The organism is Streptacidiphilus sp. MAP12-20 (assembly GCF_041262525.1).
Lineage (GTDB): Bacteria > Actinomycetota > Actinomycetes > Streptomycetales > Streptomycetaceae > Streptacidiphilus.
In genome coordinates this window covers 1-19,265 of the sequence record NZ_JBGCCK010000045.1, presented here as the reverse complement: position 1 = coordinate 19,265, position 19,265 = coordinate 1, and the positions used below count along the sequence as shown (strand labels likewise).

General features: G+C 72.3%; 15 protein-coding genes and 1 pseudogene. 11 read left to right on the top strand and 5 right to left on the bottom strand.

Going from position 1 to position 19,265, the window contains the following annotated elements; genetic code table 11:
- Positions 1-72: 72 nt before the first annotated feature.
- A pseudogene (locus tag ABIA32_RS33280) lies at positions 73-1,359 on the top strand (glycosyltransferase family 87 protein); the annotation flags it as partial.
- 253 nt (positions 1,360-1,612) lie between these two features.
- Here the strand turns inward: ABIA32_RS33280 and ABIA32_RS33275 are convergent.
- Positions 1,613-2,176, bottom strand: coding sequence for a cysteine dioxygenase family protein (locus tag ABIA32_RS33275; RefSeq protein WP_370103573.1), 564 nt, complete (start codon positions 2,174-2,176; stop codon positions 1,613-1,615).
- A gap of 505 nt (positions 2,177-2,681) precedes the next feature.
- Between ABIA32_RS33275 and ABIA32_RS33270 the strand changes: the two genes are divergently transcribed.
- From ABIA32_RS33270 to ABIA32_RS33260, 3 genes are all read left to right on the top strand, one after another.
- Positions 2,682-2,954 carry a WhiB family transcriptional regulator gene (locus ABIA32_RS33270; RefSeq protein ID WP_370103571.1) on the top strand — a complete coding sequence of 91 codons (273 nt, stop codon included), beginning with the start codon at positions 2,682-2,684 and terminating at the stop codon, positions 2,952-2,954.
- 278 nt (positions 2,955-3,232) lie between these two features.
- Positions 3,233-7,186, top strand: coding sequence for a glycosyltransferase (locus tag ABIA32_RS33265; protein WP_370103569.1), 3,954 nt, complete (start codon positions 3,233-3,235; stop codon positions 7,184-7,186).
- A 7-nt stretch (positions 7,187-7,193) separates the two neighbouring features.
- Complete coding sequence (locus ABIA32_RS33260) at positions 7,194-8,783, top strand: DUF5719 family protein (protein ID WP_370103567.1); 1,590 nt, start codon at positions 7,194-7,196, stop codon at positions 8,781-8,783.
- A gap of 111 nt (positions 8,784-8,894) precedes the next feature.
- Here the strand turns inward: ABIA32_RS33260 and ABIA32_RS33255 are convergent, their stop codons facing one another.
- Positions 8,895-9,263: a metallopeptidase family protein gene (locus tag ABIA32_RS33255; RefSeq protein ID WP_370103565.1), complete on the bottom strand. Its 369-nt coding sequence runs from the start codon at positions 9,261-9,263 to the stop codon at positions 8,895-8,897.
- 256 nt (positions 9,264-9,519) lie between these two features.
- On the opposite strand from ABIA32_RS33255, the gene ABIA32_RS33250 reads away from it, so the two are divergent.
- The 5 genes from ABIA32_RS33250 to manA all read left to right on the top strand — a co-directional run bounded on the left by ABIA32_RS33250 (position 9,520) and on the right by manA (position 14,299).
- The gene (locus ABIA32_RS33250) at positions 9,520-9,885 is read left to right on the top strand and encodes a DUF3499 domain-containing protein (protein WP_370103563.1); all 366 of its coding nucleotides are present in this window, start codon (positions 9,520-9,522) and stop codon (positions 9,883-9,885) included.
- Positions 9,886-9,980: 95 nt separating this feature from the next.
- Entirely contained in the window at positions 9,981-11,405 is a 1,425-nt protein-coding gene (locus ABIA32_RS33245) for a phosphomannomutase/phosphoglucomutase (RefSeq protein WP_370103561.1), read from the top strand.
- 220 nt (positions 11,406-11,625) lie between these two features.
- Positions 11,626-11,802 (top strand): Trm112 family protein, encoded by a 177-nt coding sequence (locus tag ABIA32_RS33240; RefSeq protein ID WP_370103559.1) that lies wholly within the window; start codon positions 11,626-11,628, stop codon positions 11,800-11,802.
- Entirely contained in the window at positions 11,799-13,091 is a 1,293-nt protein-coding gene (locus tag ABIA32_RS33235; protein WP_370103557.1) for an SIS domain-containing protein, read from the top strand. The genes ABIA32_RS33240 and ABIA32_RS33235 overlap by 4 nt, the downstream gene beginning before the upstream one ends.
- Before the next feature lie 5 nt (positions 13,092-13,096).
- Entirely contained in the window at positions 13,097-14,299 is a 1,203-nt protein-coding gene (gene manA, locus ABIA32_RS33230; protein ID WP_370103555.1) for a mannose-6-phosphate isomerase, class I, read from the top strand.
- 73 nt (positions 14,300-14,372) lie between these two features.
- Here the strand turns inward: manA and ABIA32_RS33225 are convergent, their stop codons facing one another.
- The 3 genes from ABIA32_RS33225 to ABIA32_RS33215 are packed head-to-tail and all read right to left on the bottom strand — an operon-like array spanning position 14,373 to position 16,727.
- On the bottom strand, positions 14,373-14,765 hold the full coding sequence (locus ABIA32_RS33225; RefSeq protein ID WP_370103553.1) for a hypothetical protein: 393 nt from the start codon (positions 14,763-14,765) through the stop codon (positions 14,373-14,375).
- A 50-nt stretch (positions 14,766-14,815) separates the two neighbouring features.
- Positions 14,816-15,646 (bottom strand): heavy metal-binding domain-containing protein, encoded by an 831-nt coding sequence (locus ABIA32_RS33220; RefSeq protein ID WP_370103551.1) that lies wholly within the window; start codon positions 15,644-15,646, stop codon positions 14,816-14,818.
- A 55-nt stretch (positions 15,647-15,701) separates the two neighbouring features.
- The gene (locus tag ABIA32_RS33215; RefSeq protein WP_370103549.1) at positions 15,702-16,727 is read right to left on the bottom strand and encodes a heavy metal-binding domain-containing protein; all 1,026 of its coding nucleotides are present in this window, start codon (positions 16,725-16,727) and stop codon (positions 15,702-15,704) included.
- 287 nt (positions 16,728-17,014) lie between these two features.
- Between ABIA32_RS33215 and ahcY the strand changes: the two genes are divergently transcribed.
- A complete protein-coding gene (gene ahcY / locus ABIA32_RS33210; RefSeq protein ID WP_370103547.1) occupies positions 17,015-18,475 on the top strand; it encodes an adenosylhomocysteinase in 1,461 nt (486 codons plus the stop codon).
- A 57-nt stretch (positions 18,476-18,532) separates the two neighbouring features.
- Positions 18,533-19,153 carry a hypothetical protein gene (locus ABIA32_RS33205; protein ID WP_370103545.1) on the top strand — a complete coding sequence of 207 codons (621 nt, stop codon included), beginning with the start codon at positions 18,533-18,535 and terminating at the stop codon, positions 19,151-19,153.
- Positions 19,154-19,265: the final 112 nt, after the last annotated feature.

The following is a 19,265-nucleotide window of genomic DNA, read 5'->3' as shown; positions in this document are numbered from 1 at the left end:
CACCCGGGGCGCGTGGAACTGCGCGAGCAACCCCCCGCGTGCGGATGGCCCTGCGCGTTGAGGACCATCCGCATGTCGGTGGCTTGTCGCGCAGTTCCTCGCGCCCCTGAATCGTGCAACTGGCCCACGGCTGACCGTGTCGCGCCCACGCGGCGCAGCCGCATATCAGCAGAGCCTCGCGCCCCCGAGGTGGTGCAACTGACCCCCGCTGCCGAGTCTTACGGAACGCGGACGGCCGGGCGTCAGGCCTCCCCTGAGGCCGCGCGCGGGTGCCACCGTGGTGGCGTGGCCGTGAAGATCCGCACCGTTGCGTGCGCCGTCGTGCTCGCTCTGCTCACGCTCGCCCTCGCGCGGACATTCACCGGTGGAGGGAGTCTCGGGCAGCGCGGCATTCTGCACGGGTGGTACCTCGCCGACGGGCTGCTGTTCGGCGGCGCGCTGTTGCTCGCCCGTGGGGTGCCGGACCGTGTCGTCCGCGTGATGGTGCTCCTCGGCGGCATCGCCGTCGCCGCGACCGGGCTGCTGGCCGCGCCGCGGACCAGCGACGACGCGTACCGCTACGTCTGGGACGGGCAGGTCCAGGCGGCCGGGATATCGCCCTACGCCCATGCCCCCGCCGACGCCGCCCTCGCGCCGCTGCGCGCGCAGGTGCCCGCGCTCTTCCCGCCGCACTCGGCCTGCCAGGGCTGGGACCTGCACCAGGTCGCCGACGTCTGCACCCACATCAACCGGCCGACCGTGCACACGATCTATCCACCCGTCGCCGAGGGCTGGTTCCTGCTCGCGCACGCCCTCGGCGGCACCGTGCGCACCCTGCAGGTGCTCGGCCTGCTGCTCGCGGTCGCGGTCACCGTCGTGCTGCTGCGGATGCTGGGCGCGCGGCGGGCGCCCGCCTACTGGGCCGGGCTCTGGGCCTGGTGCCCCGGCGTCGCGATCTGGTCCGTGAACGATGCGCATGTCGACACCCTGGGTGTGCTGCTGATGCTGCTCGGCCTGGCCGTCGCCGCGGGCGGCCGCCGTCCGGTCCTGGCCGGAGTGCTGCTGGGCGGGGCCACGGCGGTGAAACTGGTCCCCGCACTGGCACTGCCCGGCGCGCTCGCCGGTCGCGGACGGTTGCGGCTCGCGCTCGCGGCGGGTGGGACCTTCCTGCTGAGCTACCTGCCCTACGTGTGGGTGTCCGGCTTCGGTGTGATCGGCTTCCTGCCGGGCTATCTCCGCGAGGAGGGCTACGACCAGGGCGGCCGCTACGCGCTGCTCGCGCTGCTGCACGTGCCGGAGTCCTGGCGCGGGCCGTTGGCCGTGCTGCTGCTGCTGCTGCTCGCCGCCGTCGCCCTCGCGGTCGCGCTCCGCGGCGATCCTGCGCGGCCCTGGCGCGGTGCGCTGACGGTGACCGGCGTGGCGCTGTTGCTGGCCACGCCGCACTACCCCTGGTACAGCCTGCTGCTGCTCGCCCTCGCGGCGCTGGAGGGCCGCTGGGAGTGGCTGGGCGTCCCGGCGGCCGGGATGGCCGACTACCTCCTCAGCGGGTCCGTGCAGCAGCCCGCCTACGCGGCGGCGTTCGGTCTGGTGCTGCTGGGTACTGCCCTCCGGGCTGCCGGACGGCGTGACGAGGTCAGCCGAGCGACAGGGTGGCGGGAAGTGCGTGCAGCTCGCCCTGGCCCGCAACCGTCGGCCGCTGCAGTGCCGGCTTCGGGTACGGCGTCATCTCCGTCAAGCCGGGGAAGTAGACGTGCACCGTGACCGCAGGCTCCAGCGTGTCGTTGACCACCTCGTGGACGTAACCGGGCGCGATGACGCGCTGCGCGCCGGCGGCGAGAGCCCGAGGCTCGCGGCCGGGCGAACGCTCGGTCAGCTCGCCCTGGAGCACCGTCATCACCGCGGAGGAGCGGCCGTGGTCGTGCGCGCCGCTGCCCTGGCCGGGCAGCCAGCTGAGCAGCCACACCTCGTAGCCGGGCCCGGTCTCCAGCCGCGCGTACCAGCGCGTCAGCGCGTCGTACCGGACCAGCGGCTCCCAGCGGGCGCGGTCCCCGGCGACCCGGCGGGCGAGCGCGGCGAAGTCGCCGACGGTGGTCGGGTGCGCGAGCGGGGCGGGGGCCAGGTGCGGCCAGGCGAGCGGGTCACCGGCGATGCTGACGTCGCTGAGGCCGTCGGGAAAACGAGAAGAAGCGGAGGTCACGGCTGTGTCGTCCTTGGGAGGCTGTGAGCAGGCAGGGGGAGATGGGGCCCTAGCTACAGCGACAACACAGCGCACTCGCGGCACGACGAAGCGAGCCGTGGAGGCTGCTCGACGTGGGGCGGTGCGAAGACATGCCGCTAGCAGACCTTGTCAAGACCGCCCTTGTCAACTCTCCTCGCCGCACCTGAGGGGACAGTCGGGGCTGGATCACCTGATCGGTGGATAAATCACCTCCTGGGTTTGGAGTGACGCAGGGGCGGGAACGCCGCCCTCGACACGCTCACTGTGAGCTTTCCTCAGGTGATAGCCGAGCCTCCGGTTTGTCCGGATTTGCACACTTATGGTGACGGCTTGGTTCCGGGGAGTGAATCCTGGGCCCAATACCAGAGCACGGCTTGACGGCAGCGAAAGAACGCACTTGTAATTTCACTCGTGTCCAAACGCCGCATCAGGTCACGGACGCATCACGGGGATGCAAGAAGCACGAGGGGTAGGAGGCGCGCGCATGAGCGAGCTCTTTGATCTGTTGGTCATCGACGAAGAGACAGGCGTCGAGGAAGAGCTCGGCTGGCAGGAGCGCGCCCTTTGCGCCCAGACGGACCCCGAGTCCTTCTTCCCGGAGAAGGGCGGCTCGACGCGCGAGGCCAAGAAGGTCTGCCTCGCCTGCGAGGTCCGCAATGAGTGCCTGGAGTACGCCCTCGCCAACGACGAGCGCTTCGGCATCTGGGGCGGGCTCTCCGAGCGCGAGCGCCGGCGGCTCAAGAAGGCCGTCGTCTGACGAAGCCTCAACAGGCAGTGCCCGATTCCTCCGCATATCGCACACTCGATCGGCATTCGGTCGCATGGTGCGCATGCCGAGGGTCGGGGCAGTCCCGCAGCGCTTCCGAAAACTGGAACCGCCGAGAGGACGACATCGCAGGTGAGGGGTTCCCTCGCGGCACTCTTGCCCGACAGCCCTCACCGCACCTCACGGCTACCCGTTAGTGTGGTCCGCCAGCGGTGCGCCTGACGCGCGCCCGCGTCGTGCCACTCAGCGAACCGGGGTCCGCAAAAGCGATGTCTGCCTACACCCATCAGCCCCCAGGGCAACCGGGCGCCGGACGCCCGCCGGCTTACCCCCGGCATCTGGTCACCGCCGTGCTCGTCGCCCACGACGGCGCGCGCTGGCTGCCCCAGGCGCTCCGCGGTCTGCTGGAGCAGGACCGTCCCGTGCAGCGCATCGTGGCCGCCGACACCGGATCCACCGACGCCTCGCCGCGGCTGCTCGCCGAGGCGCTCGGCCAGGACGCCGTCCACCAGTACGGCCGCCGCACCGGCTTCGGCACCGCCGTCAACGAGACCGTCCGCGGCCTGCCTCCGCTCTACGCCGAGAACCTGCCCTACGCCATCTCGGGCGGCTACGACCCGCTCGACCCCGACGAGGCCGGCGGCCACGACCAGTTCGGCGACCCGCTGGGCCACCACGACGAACTCGCGGGCGAACAGCTGCGCGGGGGCGGTCGCACCGAGCCGGTCGAGTGGATCTGGCTGCTGCACGACGACTGCGAGCCGCACCCGGACGCGCTGCGCAAACTGCTCCAGGTCGCCGACACCACGCCCACCGCCGCCGTCATCGGCCCGAAGCTCCGCTCCTGGTACGACCGCCGTCAGCTGCTCGAGGTCGGCGTCAGCATCGCCCGCTCCGGCCGCCGTTGGACCGGCCTGGACCGCCGCGAGCAGGACCAGGGCCAGCGCGACCAGGTCCGCCCGGTGCTCGCCGTCTCCACCGCGGGCATGCTGATCCGCCGGGACGTCTTCGAGCAGATCGGCGGCTTCGACAAGCAACTGCCGCTGATGCGCGACGACGTCGACCTGTGCTGGCGCGTCGCCGCCGCCGGGCACCGCGCCGTCGTCGCTCCCGACGCGATCCTGCGGCACGCCGAGGCCGCCAGCCGCGAGCGCCGCCCCATCGACTGCGCGCGGCCCGACCGCCCGCACCGCATCGACAAGGCCGGCGCGGTCTACACCCTGCTGGCCAACTCCCGTGCGCTGCTGCTGCCCTACCTGCTGCTGCGGATCACCCTCTCCACGCTGCTGCGCGCCCTCGGTTACCTGCTGGCCAAGACCCCCGGCCTGGCCCTGGACGAGGTCGGCGGCCTCAGCCACGTGCTGCTGCGCTTCGGCTCGCTGCTGGCCGGCCGCGCCCGACGCCGCCGCACCCGCGCCGCCGACGCCCTCGACGACCGCTCGCTCTTCCCCGCGCCCGGCGCCACCACCCGTGCCGCGCTGGAGAACCTGATCGCCGAGTTCGGCGGCGGCCGCTCGGGCGAGGCCATCTCCAGCCGCCACGGCTCGGTCGAGTCCGGCCCCGTCGACGATGACAACGACATCCTCGAAGTCGAGCAGTTCGCGCTGATCAAGCGGATCGCCAGGAAGCCCGCACCGGTGCTCTTCGCCGGCCTGCTGCTGCTGACCCTGATCGCCTGCCGCGGCCTGCTCGGCAGCGGCGCCCTCTACGGCGGCTCGCTGCTGCCGACCCCCGGCGGCGCGAGTGACCTGTGGCAGCAGTACGCGGCCAGCTGGCAGCCGAACGGCGTCGGCACGGCGGGCGGTGCGCCGCCCTACCTCGGCGTGCTCGCCGCGCTCGCCAGTCTCGCCTTCGGCAGCCCCGGTCTGGCCATGACGGTCGTCCTGCTGCTGACCGTGCCGCTCGCCGGCGTCTCCGCCTACCTGGTCTCCCGGCCGCTGATCGACTCCCGCCTGGTCCGCGCCTGGTCCAGCGCCACCTACGCGCTGCTGCCCGCCGCCACCGGCGCCATCGCGCAGGGCCGGATCGGCACCGCGGTCCTCGCCGTGCTGCTGCCGCCGCTGGCCCGCGCGGCCGCCATCGGCGTCGGCCTCGGCATCCGCCGCGAGACGGCCGCCCGCGGCGGACGTCCCGGCTGGCGCAGCGCCTGGGTCGCCGCGTTCACGCTGACGCTCTGCACCGCCTTCGTCCCACTGGCCTGGCTGCTCGGTCTGATGCTGGCCGGCGGCGCGCTGCTGGCCGCGTTCCTGCGCGGCGGCGCGTTCGGGCAGGGCGTCGGCGCGCTGCGCGGCCTCGGCCCGCGCGTGCTCGTCATCCTCGGCACCCCGCTGTTGGTTCTCGCGCCCTGGTCGCTCGGGCTCTTCCTGCACCCGGGCCGGTTCCTGCTGGAGGCCGGCATCCCCGGCCTGGTCGGCACTCCGGCCACTCCCGTCGACCTGCTGACGCTGGACCCCGGCGGCAACGGCGCGGTGCCCGGCCTGCTCATCGTCGGCGTCCTGCTGGCCGCGCTCGCAGCGCTGCTGCGCGCCGACCGCCGCCGCGCGGTCGTCGCCGCCTGGGGCGCTGCCGCCATCGGCCTGATCGGCACCGCCCTGGTCGGCACGACGACCGTGGTGCCCGGCCCCGGCCAGACCCCCGTCCCCGCCTGGGCCGGTCCCACCACGCTGATCACCGGCATCGCGCTGCTCGCGGCCGCCGCGATCGGCGCCGACCACGCGCGTGAGCGCGTCGCAGCCATCAACTTCGGCTGGCGTCAGCCGGTCGCGGCCCTCGTCGTGATCGCCGCGGCGCTGGCCCCCGTGGCCGCCGCCGGCTGGTGGCTGCTGCGCGGCGCCGACGGCCCGCTCAAGCGCGGCGACGGCCTCCTGGTCCCCGCGTTCATCGCCCAGCAGGCCCAGGGGCCCGACCAGAGCCGGTCGCTGGTGCTGCGCACCGGCGACCAGGGCCAGGTCGTCTCCTACGCGCTGGTCCGCGGCGGCGGCCCGACCGTCGGCAGCTCGGAGACCGCCAACGCGGCCGCGCCCTCGTCGCAGCTGACGCAGCTGGTCGACGCGCTGGTCTCCGGCTCGGCGGGCAACCAGTCCACGCAGCTGGCCGGCTTCGCGGTCCAGTACATCGAGGTCCTCGCGCCGGTCGACAACGGGTTGGCCGCGACCCTGGACACCACCGCCGGGCTCGCCCGGGTCAGCACCCAGCAGCAGGCCAGCTACTGGCGCGTCCAGCAGAGCACCCCGCGCGTGGTGATCCGCGCGCAGGGCAGCCCGGACGTGTCCGTCGCCGCCGGACCGGTCGACGTGACCGCCACGGTCCCGGCCGGCCCGGACGGGCGCGTGCTGCGCCTGGCCGACACCGCGGACCCGGGCTGGACCGCGACCCTGGACGGACAGGCGCTCAAGCCGCAGACGGTGGACGGCTGGGCCCAGGGCTTCCAGCTGCCCGCGAGCGGCGGCACACTCACCGTCAGCTACCACGAGAGCATGCTGCGCCTCGGCTGGGTCGGCGTGCAGTGCTTCCTCGCGGCGGCACTGGTGATCCTCGCGCTGCCGGGCCGTCGCCGGAACGTCGACGACGACCGACCGGAGGAGGGCGCCGAGGAGCTGTCCCCGGCCGCGGCTGCGGCAGCCGCGGCGGCGGCGCCGGTGATCCCCGGCTCCCGCCGGGCCCGCCGAATGGCGGCCGCGGGCGAGGGACCGGCCCAGGAGGCCGAGGAGACGGAGGCTCAGGAGGGCGTCTACGCGAGCGTGGCGGCGACCGAGCAGTCGGCCGGCTACCAGGAGGCCGCACCGGGCCACCCGCAGGAGCAGGGCCAGGGCTACTACCCGGACCCGGCCGGCTACGGCTACCCGGAGCAGCAGCCCGGCTACGACCCCGCCCAGCAGCAGATGTACCCGCAGCCGGGGTACGAACAGCCCGGCTACGACCAGGGCGGCTACCCGCAGCCCGGGTACGAGCAGGGCGGCTACGACCAGCAGGGTTACCAGCAGTCCGGCTACGGACAGCAGGGCTATGACCCGCAGGGCTACAACCAGCAGGCACAGATGCCGGGCGGTCAGGGCGGTCAAGCTGTGCCGGGCCAGCCCTACGGCTGGCACGACGCGGCGTCCGAACAGAGCCAGTACGGCTCTCTGGAGCCCGACGACCCGTGGCTGAGCGGCCAGAACGGCAGCGGTCACAACGGCAATGGCCACAACGGCAACGGCCACGGCCCGGAGCAGGGGAGCTGACCAGCAGATGATCAACCGGACCACCCAGTCCCTGCTGGGCGCGCTCGGGGTGCTCGCCCTCGCCCTCGGCATCGCAGAACTGCAACCACCCCAGGGCCAGGCCGCGGCCACCGGCAGCAGCGTCCGCACGGCGGTCACGCAGACCTCGCTGCTCTGCCCGCCGCCGCTGCAGGGCCTCACCGGCAGCACCGTCTACAGCCTGGCCGCGCCGGGCCACGACTCCTCGACCGGCTCGGGCGGCAGCGCCTCGCTGACGCCGCTGTCCGGGACGAGCAGCGCTTCGGCGAGCGCCGGCGCGTCACCCACCGCCTCCGCTTCGCCGAAGGCGTCCTCCTCCGCTTCGCCCAAGGCGTCCTCCTCCGCGTCGCCGAAGCCGTCGAGCTCGGGCTCCGGGGCGACGCCGTCGGCCGGCGCCTCACCGGCCGGCTCGGCCGCGCCGCTGGTGCAGCAGACGCAGACCGGCGGCTCGACCACGGCCAAGGCCGCCTCGGGCGCGAACGCGCCCGGCGCCCTGGCGGTCGCCAACGGCTCCACCGCCCCCGGCTTCACCGTCCAGCAGACCACCACGACGAGCAAGGGGCTCTCCGGGACCAGCTGCACGGCCCCCGGCACGGACTTCTGGTTCGTCGGCGCCGACACCGCCAAGGGCACCAGCGCGTACCTGGAGCTGACCAACGCGCAGGCGAACAACTCCGACGTCGACGTCCAGATCTTCGGCCCCGCGGGCGAGGTGGAGACCAGCGCCGCCGGCAGCGTCAACGTCCCCGCCAACGGGAACAGCTCGCTGCTGCTCTCCACGCTCGTCCAGCCGGGCAACGACGGCCAGGTCCTGGCCGTCCACGTGCTCGTCCGCAGCGGGCAGATCGGCGCGGCGTTGCACGTCAACAGCGACGCCGGCGCGGACTGGATCCCCCCGACGACGGCGGCGTCCAGCGTGTCCGTCCCCGGCCTGCCGGGCGACGTCCACCAGTACAACCTGTCCCTGGCCGTGGCCAAGGGCGACGCGGACGCGGACCTGAAGGTGCAGCTGGCCTCGCAGAGCGGCTGGATCACCCCCGCCGGACACGAGACCGTCCACGTCAAGGCCGGCATGCTGACGACCGTCAACCTCAACGACGTCACCCACGGCCAGCCCGGCCTGCTGCGGCTGGTCCCGAGCGACCCCAAGCAGCCGACGCCGATCGTCGTGGGTGTGCAGGCCACGTCGAGCAGCCGGAGTGACGTCGCCTACCTGGCCGGCGCCGCCCCGATCACGCAGCGCGGCACCGTCGCCGGCAACACGGGCAGCGACAGCACACTGCTGCTCACGGCCCCGAACGGCGCGGCGAGCGTGACCGTCACCACCCTGGGCAGCGGCGGCTCCCCGACGACGAAGACCGTGCAGATCGCGGCGGGCTCGACCGTCGCGGTGCCGCTGACCGCGCCTTCGGGCGCGTCGACCTTCGCCGTCACCGTCACGCCGGCCGGCGGCGGTCCCGTCTACGCGGCGCGGGAACTCTCCCGCAAGTCGGGCCTGACGATCCAGCAGATCCCGGACGACGGCTCCACGGTGATGGTGCCCACCGCCATCCAGAACCCGGCGATCCTGGTGCAGTAAGACCGACCGGCACATGGGGGTGGGTCAAGGAGCGGGGGAGGTCCCCCTCGCGACGCCGCCCCCCTGTGCCGGTCGGTCCGAGTCTCGCCGCAGGCCGGAGGCCCTCCGTGGTCAGTCCTCGCCGTAGCGGGGATCGACCGCCTCGGGCTCGACGCCCAGCAACTCCGCGACCTGCTCGATCATCACGTCATGGACCAGCGCGGCGCGCTCCTCGCGCCCCTTCGCGCGGATCTCCACCGGGCGCCGGTACACCACGATCCGCGCCGGACGCCCCTTCGCCGCCGCGACCAGCCGCCCCAGCGGCACCTCGTCAGCACGCACGTCGTCGATCGCCGGCTCGGGCTCGCCCGGCAGTGGCGCAGGGACCTCCTGGACGGCGAACTCGACCTCTTCCAGCTGCGGCCAGCGCCGCTCCAGCCGCTCCACCGACTCCCGCACGTAGTCGTCGAAAAGCTCCGAGCGGCTCAGCGAGATCGGCACCTGCCGAGGCGCCAGCGGGCCGCGCAGGCCCCTACCGTGGCGGTCCCGGCGCCGACGCGGCGCTCCTGTGGATACGGGTGGTCTCTCCATCACGACTAAGCGTATCCACTGCCACCGACAGCAACCCCCACGCCGCCTCCGATTCCCCCGGCCGGCGGCGCGGGACGGGACGCGAGGCCGACCTGGCGGCGACACGGCGTGCGATCCGGGGGAGAGTCTTCGCGACCCGGTCAGGAGTGCGGTACCGTCCAACCTCGTGAGCCCTGTCCGTCGTTGTTCGCGCACCGCCTGCGGCCGCCCCGCGGTGGCGACTTTGACGTACGTGTACGCGGACTCCACCGCCGTCCTCGGCCCCCTCGCGACGTACGCCGAGCCGCACTGCTACGACCTCTGCGCCCAGCACTCCGAGCGGCTGACCGCGCCCCGTGGCTGGGAGGTGGTCCGGCTGAACGTCGACACCGGCCCGATCCGGCCCTCGGGCGACGACCTGGAGGCACTGGCCAACGCGGTCCGCGAGGTCGCCCGCCCGCCGGCCCGCCGTCAGGACGGCGGCTCCGAGGCGGATCCGACGGAGGTCGGCCGCCGCGGTCACCTGCGTGTGCTGCGCCCGCCCGAGGAGTGAACCGGCGGTGCTCCGCCGCAGCTCAGGAGCGTCTCGTCACGAGAAGCTAACCCTGTGCTCATCCGCACCCGGTATCGTGCGGAGCGCATAGGCAGATGCAGCGTGACCTGGACCACAGAAGGCGGAGAGCCGCAGTGCGTGACCTCAAGCAGATCGTGAAGGCGTACGACGTCCGAGGCGTCGTTCCCGACCAGTGGGACGCCGACCTCTCACGTGCCTTCGGTGCGGCGTTCGTCCAGGTCACGGGTGCCGACGCGATCGTGGTCGGCCACGACATGCGTCCCTCCTCGCCGTCCCTGGCCCGCGCGTTCGCCGAGGGCGCGGCCGCGCGCGGCGCGGACGTCGTCGAGATCGGCCTCTGCTCGACCGACCAGCTCTACTTCGCCAGCGGCAAGCTCGACCTGCCCGGCGCGATGTTCACCGCCAGCCACAACCCGGCCCAGTACAACGGCATCAAGATGTGCCGCAAGGGCGCGGCCCCGGTCGGCGAGGTCACCGGCCTGGTCGAGGTCCGCGAGCTGGTGCAGTCGTGGATCGGCGCGGACGACGTCGTGACCATCCCGTCGACCGGCGCGGCGACCGGCACGATCACGCAGCAGGACCAGCTCCAGCCCTACGCCGACCACCTGCTCGGCCTGGTCGACCTGCGGTCGATCCGTCCGCTGAAGGTCGCCGTCGACGCGGGCAACGGCATGGGCGGTCACACCGTCCCGACCGTCCTGGGCGGCCTCCCGCTGGAGATCGTCCCGATGTACTTCGAGCTGGACGGCACCTTCCCGAACCACGAGGCCAACCCGCTGGACCCGAAGAACCTGGTCGACCTCCAGGCCAAGGTCCGCGAGGTCGGCGCCGACATCGGCCTCGCCTTCGACGGCGACGCGGACCGCTGCTTCGTCGTGGACGAGAACGGCGACCCGATCAGCCCGAGCGCGATCACGGCGCTGGTCGCGGTCCGCGAGCTGGCCAAGGCCAAGGCGGCGGGCGAGACCGAGCCGGTGATCATCCACAACCTGATCACCTCCTGGGCGGTCCCCGAGATCGTGGCCGAGCACGGCGGGCGCGCGGTGCGCACGCGCGTGGGTCACTCGTTCATCAAGCAGGAGATGGCCAACAGCGGCGCGATCTTCGGCGGCGAGCACTCGGCGCACTACTACTTCCGTGACTTCTGGCGTGCCGACACGGGCATGCTGGCCGCCCTGCATGTGCTGGCGGCGCTGGGTGAGCAGGCGAAGCCGCTGTCCGAGCTGGCCTCGGTCTACAACCGGTACGTGGACTCGGGCGAGATCAACAGCACGGTCGCCGACCAGGCCGCGAGCGTCGCCGCGGTGCGGGCCGCGTTCGCGGACGAGCCGGGGGTCACCTTCGACGAGCTGGACGGCATGACCGTCTCCGGCGCGGACTGGTGGTTCAACCTCCGCGCCTCCAACACGGAGCCGCTCCTTCGACTGAACGTCGAGGCCCGCGACGCCGCGACGATGGCCAAGCGCCGCGACCAGGTCCTCTCCATCGTCCGGGGATAGTTGCACTATCCAGGGGCGCGGGGAACTGCGCGAGAAACCACTGACGTGCGGATGGCCCTGCGCGTTCGGGGCTCTCCCTGCGTGGGAGGGGGCACCTCCCGGCCGAAGGCTGGGGGAGCTGGGGGAGGGGCCGCGCATCAGCAGAGCCTCGCGCCCCTGGAGGTGCAAGTACTCTGCATCACGAACAGAAACCGTCGTCGACTTCCGGAGCGCCAGCGACATGAGCATTGAACCCGCCCTGCTCGAGATCTTCGCCTGCCCCGCCTGCCACGCACCGCTGCGCGAGGACGAGGCCGCAGGCGAACTGGTCTGCACCAGCAACACCTGCGGGCTCGCCTACCCCGTGCGGGACGGCATCCCGGTCCTGCTCGTCGACGAGGCCCGACGGCCCGCATGATCGACGAGCGGCTGCTCGACGACACCGACGCACTCGCCCGCGCAGACGCCCGCGGCGCCCTGCTCGCGCTCGCGTCCGCCGGTGCGCGCGTGCGAACGGGACTGCGGCTGGCCGATGAGGCCGGTCTCGGCGGGCTGCGGCCGGAGGGGCGCCCCCGCGCCGTGCTGGTCGCCGCGCACGGCGCCGCCGCGCAGGCGGGGGACGTGCTGGCCGCGCTCGGCGCCAGCGTCTGCCCGGTCATGGTGCTGCGACCGGGTCCCGCTGAGCCGGACCCGGCGCTGGTGCACCCGGTCACCCGCAGCGACGATTTCACGCTCGGGTTGGACTGGACCCTGCCCGGCTGGGCCGGCCCGTCCGACCTGCTCGTCGTCGCGGCCACCGTCGGCAGCTGCCCGGGACTGATCACCCTGGTCGAGCGCGCGTACTCGCGCGGCTGCTCGATCGTCGCCGTCGCACCGCCCGGATCCGGCCTCGCCGAAGCCGCTCTCCAGGCGCGCGGCCTGCCGCTGCCGTACACCCCCGGCGTCCCCGCCGCGCTGGACGGCTACAGCGACGGTCCCGACGCCGACCTGCCGCGTGAGGACCCCTCCGACTTCTGGGGCGTGCTCGCCCCCCTGCTCGCGCTCGCGCAGCGGCTGGGCGTCGTCGCCGGCGGCCAGGAGGCCCTGATCGCCGCCGCCGACCGCCTCGACGAGGCCGCCGTCCGCTGCCGTCCCTCCGCCGAGGCCTACAACAACCCCGCCAAGGCGCTCGCCGTCCAGCTCGCCGCGACGCTGCCGCTGGTGTGGAGCGACGGCTCCTGCGCGTCCGCGGCCGCGGGCCGGTTCGCCGCGATGCTGGCCGACCACGCCGCCCGCCCCGCGTTGACCGGCGCGCTGCCCGAGGTGCTGACCGCGCAGCGCGGCCTGTTCACCGGCGCCCTCGGCGCGGGCGGCGACCCGGACGACTTCTTCCGCGACCGGGTCGAGGACGACGGCGCCCTCCGGCTCCAGGTCGTCCTGCTGCGCCGCACGCCCCACCGCCGCCCCGGCGACGAACGGGCCGCCGAGGAGGGCCGGCTCCCCGACGTCACCGACGAGTCATCGCCGGACCACCTGCAGGACGCCGAATCACCGGTCTCTCGTCGTACCGTGGCGCGAGCCCACCGCCTGGCCGCCGACCACCAGGTCGGACTGCGGGAGCTGACGTCCGTCCGGAGCGATCCGGTCGAGGCCCTGGCCGAACTCATCGCACTGACCGACTTCGCGGCCGTCTACCTTGGCCTGGCCGCCGAATCCGGAGGACGCTGACGCGCATGGACCAGCTGGAGAACACCGTCCGGGCCTACGCCTGGGGTTCCCGCACCGCGATCCCGGGGTTGCTGGGGGTGGAACCCACCGGCGAGCCGCAGGCGGAGCTGTGGATGGGCGCCCACCCGGGCTGTCCCTCCGGGGTCGACCGCGGGCAGGGACCCCGGACCCTCGACGGGCTGATCGCGGCTGACCCACAGGGCGAGCTGGGCGCGGCTGCGGTGGCCCGGTTCGGCCCTACGCTGCCGTTCCTCTTCAAGGTGCTGGCAGCGGGCGAGCCGCTCTCGGTGCAGGTGCATCCGGATCTGGCGCAGGCGCGGGCCGGCTTCGCGGCCGAGGAGGCACGCGGTGTCCCGCTGGACGCGCGGGAGCGCAACTACAAGGACGCCAACCACAAGCCCGAGATGCTGTGCGCGCTGGAGGAGTTCACCGGCGTGTGCGGCTTCCGTGCCCCGGTGGAGACCGCGCGGCTGTTGGAGCGCCTGTGCGTCCCCGGCCTGCGCACGGTGGTCGAGGTGCTGCGCGAGAAGCCGGAAGCGGAGGCGCTGCGTGAGGCGTTGACGCTCGTGCTGACGCTGGATCAGGCAAAGGTCGTGGAGCTCGTCGCGGAGACGCGCGACGCGCTGCTGCGGCTGGCCTCCGAGGAATCGGCCGACGATTCCGCGATGCTGCGGGACTACGCGATGCTGGCGGACCACTACCCGGCCGACCCGGGGCTGTTGTCGGCGCTGCTGCTGAACCATGTGACGCTGCAGCCCGGCGAGGCGCTCTACCTGGGCGCGGGGGTGCCGCACTCGTACTTCCGCGGTATGGGTGTGGAGCTGATGGCCAACTCGGACAACGTGCTGCGGGCCGGGCTGACGCCCAAGCACATCGACGTGCCGGAACTGCTGCGGGTCGTGGACTTCCGCGCGACGGAGCTGGACATCATCCACCCTCGCCCGGTCCCCGAGCACCCGGGCGAGGAGCTCTACCCCTGCCCGATCGACGAGTTCCGCCTCTCCCGCTACCGCGTGGGCGACCGGCCGCTGCCGACGGACACTCCGCAGATCCTGCTCTGCACCGGGGGCCTGGCGACCCTGACCGACACCACGGGCCAGACCCTGACACTGACCCCGGGCCAGTCCTGCTTCATCCCGGCGGGGGCCCCGGCGGTCACCGCGCAGGGCGAGAACACAACGCTGTTCCGCGCCACCGTCTCCGTCTGAACCCAGCTTCAGTTGCACCATCAGGGGCGCCCCGCGCCCCTGAGGAGTTGCAACGGGCCCTTCGCTCGAAAGGTCAGAGTCCGAGCACCAGCTTCTCCAGCGCCGCCCTGGCCCTCGCGTCGGACTGGGCCCGCGTGGCGACCGCCGTGGCCAGCTCGTGGACCCACTCGTCAAGGGCCACCTGCTTGCGCGACAGCACGACGCCGCGGACCACCATCGCCACCTCGCCCTGCGGGCGGCCCTGTGCCAGCAGGAGGATCAGCCGGCGGTCGTCCAGGACGACCTCCAGCCGCTCCACCGTTCCCGCACGGCCCGCCAAGCGGTCCGAGACGGACCGCTTCCGCGAGAGCTCGACAGAGCCCGGCGGCAGGGCGTCCGCCAGAGAACCCGTCAGTACCTGGGCATACATGTCCAGATCCGCCGCGTCCCGGCGCAGCGCCGCCGCCAGCAGCTCGATCTCGCTCATCCCGCTCGCTCCCTCAGACCCTGATTCCCTTGAACTCAGCACGGACGACGTTAGCCGTCCAGGCTCAGCACCATCGTGGGCCGCTCGATCTCGTGGTCCGGACGCAGCGGGCGGACCGCCGTGCCGATCGAGAAGAACTCCGTGGTGTGCCCGCCCCAGCGGTGGTTGTGGGCGTTGAGCTGGACCCCCACCACCCCCTCGGCGTGCAGCGCCTCGGCCTCGGCCTGCATCCGCGCCATCGCCAACTCGCGAGCGTCGTACAAGGCCTGGGTGAACTGCTCGATCTCCACATTCTTGCCGATGTTCGAGAACACCGCGCCCATCCGCTGATGGGCGATGTGGTAGACGCAGGTGCCCATCACCATGCCCAGCGGGGCGTAGCCCGCACGGATCAGCGTCCAGAAATCCTGGCCCGAGAGGTCCGAGGTGAAGGGCTGGCCCTTGTTGTTGCGCCAGCTGCCGCCGCCGGGCGGCTCGTGGTCGGCCTTGACCGCCGTGCCGATGGCGATGAACTCGGCGATGTCGTTGCCGAACTCGCGGGCCTCCACCGAGAGCCTGACGCCCACGATGCCGTCGGCGCCCAGCTGTGCCGCCTCGGCCTCCATGCGGGTCATGGCCAGCTCGCGGGCGTGGTACATCGCCTGGCTCAGCGTCTCCAGCTCCTGGTTCTTGCCCCAGCGGCCGAACTGGATGCCCACGTGGTAGATCGAGCTGCCCAGGACCAGGCCGATCGGCTTGAAGCCGGCCTCGCGGACGAGCAGGAACTCGTTGACCGAGAGGTCGCTCGTGAAGATCGAGCCGGCCTTGCCGGGCTGCAGCTCCGCCAGTCGCCGCATCGCGTCGGCGGGCACGCCCTGGGCGGTCGGGTCCGTGGTGCTCATCGGGCAGCTCCCCATCGTGTGCGGATCGTGGCGGTCTGGATTGAAGCGACGGTCGTCATCCCTGGTCCCCCAGCTTGGTGAGTTCGGTGACCAGGCGGCGGTACTCGTTCGGGTCGCCGTACGGGCTGGACGCGACGTCCTCCAGCCGCTTGCGCAGCCGGTCGCCGCGCTTGCCGAGCGGCATCACCGAGAGCGTGCGCGGCTGCTGCTGCCCGGTCCGGAAGCGGGCGATGCTGGTGCCGACCATGGTGGCCTCGGCCACGTGGTCGCGCTGCTCGGAGTTGTTGGTGTTCGCGGCGCGGATGCAGGACTCCTCCCAGACCCGAAGATCGCCGCTGGCCAGCACCACGCCGTCACCGCCGCCGTGGGAGGCCTGCCGTCGCAGCTGCTCCCTGGCGTCGGCGCGGATGTCGTGGATGAGCCTGCTCCATCCGGTCATCTCCGTGTTCTGCCAGGAGAACTGCTGGGACTGGGTGCGGTAGTCGTCGTGGCGGACCCCGATGGACATGCCGACCAGCAGTTCGGACGGCACCCAGCCTGCGCTTATCAACTTGGCGAAGCCCTGTCCGTCCAGATGACAGGTGAAGGGACGCCGGGGCCTGACGTCACCCCGCGCCCGCACCGCGGTGCCGATCACCTTGAACTCCAGGCAGTTCGGCGCGCTCGGGAAGGGCTGCATCGTGAGCTCCGCGGCCACCACCCCGTCGCCGCCCAGCGCCGCGCACTCCGCCCGCATCCGGCCGAGCGCCGTGTTCCTGGCCTGGTCGAAGACACCCACCAGCTGGCGTGACGGCGCACCCTGCCCGGACAGGGCCACCGGCGCGTCGCCGCGATTGCCGTAGCTGAACCCGAATCCTGCGCCCTGATAGAGGCAGTCGTGGTAGCCCCAGTACCGCCCGCTGCGGGCGACCTGGAAAACCGCCGAGCCCATCACCTGCCCCACGGGCTCGAACCCGACCGCCTTCACCGAGGCGAATTCCCCGGTCGACAGGGCGGACGTCCACGTTCCGCTCCTGCTGACCTCGGCCATGCGCTCGGCGGCAGCGGGCGGCAGCCCACCACCGCCCCATGGAACCGTCATCCCGTCCCACTCCCGTCCGACTTCGCGAACTATTTCTTTGCGCCCCTCGGAATGTACGCACGGTGTAGATTCGTCTCAAGAACCAGACGTCGCTGCTGATGGCGGTCGGCGGGCTCCGAGCTCCAGGCTCGGGCACGCCGAGGGAGAGAGGGCCTCCGACGCACTGGTCCGGAACAAACGGTCATACGGTTGAGGCAGGCGCAAGGGTTCCCGTAACCCGCTGCCTCTTCGGCGTGTCCGCGGCCGCGTGCCGGTTCCGGGCCACAGCCGCCCGCACCCTCGACGTGATGGAGAAAAGCGTGACGTCCCTCAACGCCAGTGACTACAAGGTCGCCGATCTTTCCCTGGCCGCCTTCGGCCGCAAGGAGATCCAGCTCGCCGAGCACGAGATGCCCGGTCTGATGGCGATCCGCAACGAGTACGCCGCCGCGCAGCCGCTGGCCGGCGCGCGGATCACCGGTTCGCTGCACATGACCGTGCAGACCGCGGTCCTCATCGAGACGCTGGCCGCCCTCGGCGCGGACGTGCGCTGGTGCTCCTGCAACATCTTCTCGACCCAGGACCACGCCGCGGCCGCCATCGCGGTGGGCCCGAACGGCACCCCGGAGGACCCCCAGGGCATCCCCGTCTTCGCCTGGAAGGGCGAGACGCTGGAGGAGTACTGGTGGTGCACCGAGCAGGCGCTCACCTGGGAGGGCCACTCCGGCCCGAACATGATCCTGGACGACGGCGGCGACGCGACGCTGCTGGTCCACAAGGGCGTCGAGTTCGAGAAGGCCGGGGCTGCCCCGGACCCGTCCACCGCGGACAGCGACGAGTTCCGGATCATCCTGGAGCTGCTCAACCGCACCCTGCGTGAGTCGCCGAAGAAGTGGACCGAGGTCGCCTCCGAGATCAAGGGCGTGACCGAGGAGACCACCACCGGTGTCCACCGCCTCTACGAGATGCACCGTGACGGCACCCTGCTGTTCCCGGCGATCAACGTGAACGACGCGGTGACCAAGTCCAAGTTCGACAACAAGTACGGCTGCCGCCACTCGCTCGTCGACGGCATCAACCGCGCCACCGACGTGCTCATCGGCGGCAAGGTCGCCGTGATCTTCGGCTACGGCGACGTGGGCAAGGGCTGCGCGGAGTCGCTCCGTGGCCAGGGCGCGCGCGTCATCGTGACGGAGATCGACCCGATCTGCGCCCTGCAGGCGGCGATGGACGGCTACCAGGTCACCACGCTGGACGAGGTCGTCGGCATCGCCGACATCTTCATCACGACGACCGGCAACAAGGACATCATCATGGCCGCCGACATGGCCAAGATGAAGCACCAGGCCATCGTCGGCAACATCGGCCACTTCGACAACGAGATCGACATGGCCGGCCTGGCCAGGATCCCCGGCATCGTCAAGGACGAGGTCAAGCCGCAGGTCCACACCTGGACCTTCCCGGACGGCAAGAAGCTCATCGTGCTGTCCGAGGGCCGCCTGCTCAACCTGGGCAACGCGACGGGCCACCCGTCCTTCGTGATGTCGAACTCCTTCGCGGACCAGACCCTGGCCCAGATCGAGCTCTTCACCAAGCCCGAGGAGTACCCCGTCGGCGTCTACACGCTGCCGAAGGAACTGGACGAGAAGGTCGCCCGCCTCCACCTGGACGCGCTCGGCGTCAAGCTGACCACGCTGACGCAGTCGCAGGCCGACTACATCGGCGTGAAGGTCGAGGGCCCCTACAAGTCGGAGCAGTACCGCTACTGATCCCTGTCGGATCAGACTGAGAATCGTGCGGCGGCCGCCGGCGCATAGGCTCGTCCTATGCCCAGCGGCCGCTACTCGTTTTATGACACCCACGACGACACCACCCTCGGTGAAGAACGCTTCAGCTGCGCCCCCGGCCCCTCCGGCTGGCGCTACACGTCACAGACCTTCGCGGCGGACGGCAGCACCGACGGCGCCGTCGACCTGACACTCGACTCACGGTTCCGCCCCGTCCGCCTCGAACTGCGCCGCGACGGCTGGCAGGTGCGAGGCGGCACGCTCGCCGGACTCACCTGGGTGCGGACTCATCTCGCGGACACGGATCTTTCGCACACACGCGAGGGCCACGAAAAGGCGCACGCCTTCGCCGGCCGTTCCCCCGCGTTCCTCCTCGCGACCGCCCGGATGCTCGCCCTGACCGAGGGCGCGTCCACGCGAGTGCGGGTCGTCTCCTTCACCGAGCCTGTCCTGGCCCCACGCACGCTTGACCAGGGCTGGGCCCTGGAAGCGATCGAAACACACCCCACCGACAGCGGCCCGCTGACGGTCCGCAGGTTCCGCGTCGCGGACCTGGCGACGGGGGAGGAGGGACTGGTGCATCTGGCGGGTGACGTGGTGCTTTCGGCACCCGGGGTGGAGCTGGAGCAGCTCGACACCCCTCCGGGATCCTGGATTTGACTCTGCCCCGGCGGCCACGTAACGTTCTCCGAGTTGCCCCGCTGAGCGGAGGCGCAAACCCCCCAGATATTCGGATTAATTCGGTTGACGGGGACTGCGAAATCGGGACCGG